This window comes from Azospirillum sp. B506, assembly GCF_000333595.1.
GTDB lineage: Bacteria > Pseudomonadota > Alphaproteobacteria > Azospirillales > Azospirillaceae > Azospirillum.
Map to the genome: position 1 here is coordinate 1 of NZ_BADK01000230.1, position 3,675 is coordinate 3,675.

2 protein-coding genes and 1 pseudogene are annotated in these 3,675 nt (G+C 69.1%); all 3 read right to left on the reverse strand.

Annotated features, from left to right (window positions below; translation table 11 throughout):
* Positions 1-765 (reverse strand): annotated as a pseudogene (locus tag I71_RS07455) (GTPase); the annotation flags it as partial.
* Between the two features lie 46 nt (positions 766-811).
* Positions 812-2,992 (reverse strand): flagellar biosynthesis protein FlhA, encoded by a 2,181-nt coding sequence (flhA, locus tag I71_RS07460; RefSeq protein WP_085940689.1) that lies wholly within the window; start codon positions 2,990-2,992, stop codon positions 812-814.
* Between the two features lie 38 nt (positions 2,993-3,030).
* On the reverse strand, positions 3,031-3,675 hold a 645-nt coding region (locus I71_RS39575), incomplete at its 5' end, for a helix-turn-helix domain-containing protein (RefSeq protein ID WP_042693365.1).

The following is a 3,675-nucleotide window of genomic DNA, read 5'->3' on the forward strand; positions in this document are numbered from 1 at the left end:
CTCCAGCGCGTCCAGCCCGGCGAGCAGGACCAGCCCCGGCTCCACCTCGCCGGCGGACAGCATGGCGCGCAGGTCCTGCATGTCGTCGGCGTCGAACGGGTTGCGCCCGGCGGTGTCGACCAGCACGAGGTCGGTGCGGCGATGAACCTCGAAGGCGCCGGCCAGCGCGTCCGGATCCTCCACCGTCGCCAGCTTCAGCTTCATCAGGCGGGTGAAGGCGGCAAGCTGGTCGACGCCGCCGGCCCGCACCGTGTCGGTGGTGATGACGCCGACCGAGCATTTCCTGAAGACGGCCCGCGCCGCCAGCTTCGCCGCGACCAGCGTCTTGCCCGATCCCGGCGGACCGACCAGCGCCAGCGGCTTCACTGGCGAGCGGCCGTCGGGCAGCGGGTTGAAGGTGAAATAGGAATCGAGGGCGGACCCCAGCGCCAGCCGCGGGTCCTCGGTGTCCAGCCCCGATGCCGCGTCGATCAGCTGTTCGGCCAGCGACGCCGGCACGCCGTGGCGCTGCAGGGCGTCGGCCACCACTTCGCCCACATCGATCTCGGGTTCCGCCGGCTTGACCGGCACCTTGCCCCTGCTGCCGCGCGCGGTGCCGGCCGACGGGGCCGGCGGCAGGTCGTCCTCTTCCACCGCCGCCGTGACCCGCACGCCGCCGCCTTCCTCCTCGCGCGTCGCGACGATGATGGCGTCGTCGCCCAGCGACTGGCGCACCATCCGCATGGCGTCGGACATGGTCTTGGCGTGGAAGGACTTCAGCCGCATCGGCAGCGCCTTCCGTCAGCTAAGAAGATGGGAACGCCGCGCACCATCAGATCTGCCCCAGCGTCTTGATGCGGGCCTTCGGGTGGATCTCATTCTGCGACATGACGACGGTCGCCGGCCGGAACCGCTCGACGATGGAGCGGACGAACGGGCGGATCAGCGGGCTGGTCAACAGAACGGGGCTCTCGCCCATCATGGCATGTCGCTCGAAGGTTTGACGGACGGAGGTGATGAACTGCTGCAGGCGGGACGGAGCCATCGTCAGCTGCCTGTCGTCGCCGTCGCCCACCAGCGATTCCGCGAAGCCCTGCTCCCATTCGGGCGACAGGGTGACGAGCGGGATGAAGCCCATCTCGTTGGTGTTCGCGTCGCAAATCTGCCGGGCAAGGCGCGACCGCACATGCTCGGTGATCTGGGTGATGCTGCGGGTCTGGCTGGTCGCTTCGGATACCCCTTCCAAGATCGTGGGAAGATCCCGGATCGAGACCCGTTCGGCAAGGAGATTCTGCAACACCCGTTGCAAGCCGCCCACAGTGATCTGTCCGGGCACCACATCGGCGATCAGCTTCTGGTGTTCCTTGTCGGTCTCGTCCAGCAGCTTCTGCGTCTCGGTGAAGGACAGCAGCTCCGGCATGTTGTCCTTGATCAGCTCGGTCAGGTGGGTGGTCACCACGGTCGATGGATCGACCACGGTGTAGCCCTTGAACAGCGCCTCCTCGCGGTATCCCGGCTCGATCCAGATGGCGGGCAGGCCGAAGGTCGGCTCCACCGTCTGTTCGCCGGGCAGGCTCATGGCGTCGCCGCGCGGGTCCATCACCAGCAGCATGTTCGGCCGGATGTCGCCGCGCCCGGCCTCGATCTCCTTCACGCGGATGATGTAGGTGTTGGGCGGAAGCTGAAGATTGTCCTGGATGCGCACCGCCGGCATGACGAAGCCGACCTCGCCGGCGATCTGCCGGCGCAGGCCCTTGATCTGGTCGGTCAGCCGGTGGCTGCCCGCCTGCGGCTGGTTGATCAGCGACAGCAGGCCATAGCCCAGCTCCAGCCGGATCAGGTCGATGGCGAGCGCGGTGGCGATCGGCTCGTCCGGTGCCGGCCCGGCGCCCGGCATGCCGCCGCCGCCCGCCCCGGCCGCCGCCGCTTCCTCTGCCGCCGCGGCCTCTTCGGCTTCCTTCCTCGCACGCAGGCGCGGCATGTACCACGCGGCGAAGCCCACGGCGCCGATGACCGGGGCGAGCGTCAGGATCGGCATGCCCGGCAGCAGGGCCAGAACGCCGACGGCGCCTGCCGACAGGGCCAGCGCCTGGCTGTGGCCGGTCAGCTGTCCCACCACAGCCTTGTCGGTGGAGCCGCCCATGCCGGCCTTCGACACCAGGAAGCCGGCGGAGATCGAGATCACCAGCGCCGGGATCTGGGAGACGAGGCCGTCACCGATGGTCAGCTTGGTGAAGGTGTCCAGCGCCGTCATCACCGGCATGTCGTGGCGCAGGACCGCGATGGTCACGCCGCCGATGATGTTGATGAACATGATCATCAGGCCGGCGACCGCGTCGCCCTTCACGAACTTCGACGCACCGTCCATCGAGCCGAAGAAGGCGCTTTCGTCCTCCAGCTCCTTGCGCCGCGCCCGCGCCGTGCCCTCGTCGATCATGCCGGCCGACAGGTCGGCGTCGATGGCCATCTGCTTGCCGGGCATGGCGTCCAGGGTGAAGCGCGCCGCCACTTCGGCGATGCGGCCCGAGCCGGCGGTGATGACCTTGAAATTCACGATGGTCAGGATGGCGTAGATGATCACGCCGATGACGAAATCGCCGCCCATGACGAGGCTGGCGAAGGCCTCGATCACATGGCCGGCGGCCGACGTGCCCTCATGCCCCTGCGTCAGGATCAGGCGCGTCGAGGCCATGTTCAGCGACAGGCGCAGCAGCGTGGTGATCAGCAGGATGGTCGGGTATGACGACAGCTGGAGCGGCTTCTCGATGAACAGCACCACCATCAGGATCAGGATGGAGACGGTGATGTTCAGCCCCAGCATCATGTCGAGCATGACGCTGGGCAGCGGCATGATCAGGCCGACGACGACGATCAGGATGCCGATCGCCATCGCCACGTCGCCGCGTTTCAGCGACGCCTTGGCGACCGACCACATCTCGCCGAAGGCGGCCATGTTGCCGGGGCCCCCGCCCCCGCCGCCGCCCCCGCCGCTATTCTGTTCCGTCAGCGCCATGAATGCTCCCGCCGCTCAGCCCCGGACCGGACGCGCCGTCAGGCCGTCGCCCGCTCGTCGTTGCCGGGGGCGGGCACGCTGCGGCCCTCGTCGCCATACTGCTTCAGCTTGTTGCGCAGCGTACGGATCGAGATGCCCAGGATGTTGGCGGCATGGGTACGGTTGCCCAGGCAATGGGTCAGCGTCTCCAGGATCAGGTCGCGCTCGACATCGGCCACCGTGCGGCCGATCAGGGCCGCAAGGCCGGCGGCGCTGCCGGTGTTGGCGGAGGCCGCCGCTGCCGCTGCGGCCGCACCACCGTTGGCAGGCATGCCGTAGGGGCCGGGCTTGCCGCCCTTGGGCGGGCCGTAGCTGGTCGGCAGGCTGGCCGGCGGCGGAACCACCAGCGGGGCGGCCGGCTGCTGCGGCTGGGCTGCTGCGGTCGGGACCGTGCCGCCTGGCCCGGCGAACGGGTTGGCGACCGGCGAATCGCTGGGGATGGAGGCCTGGGCGCTGCCTTCCGGAGCCAGCAGCTTGCTGGTCAGCATGATGGCTTCCGGTCCGACCTCTTCCCCGCGCGACAGCAGGACGGCGCGGTGCATGGTGTTTTCCAGCTCGCGCACGTTGCCGCGCCAGTGATGCGCCTTCAGCATCAACAGCGCATCCTCGGTCAGGCGCTGTCGCCCAGCCCGTGGCCTCGGCAA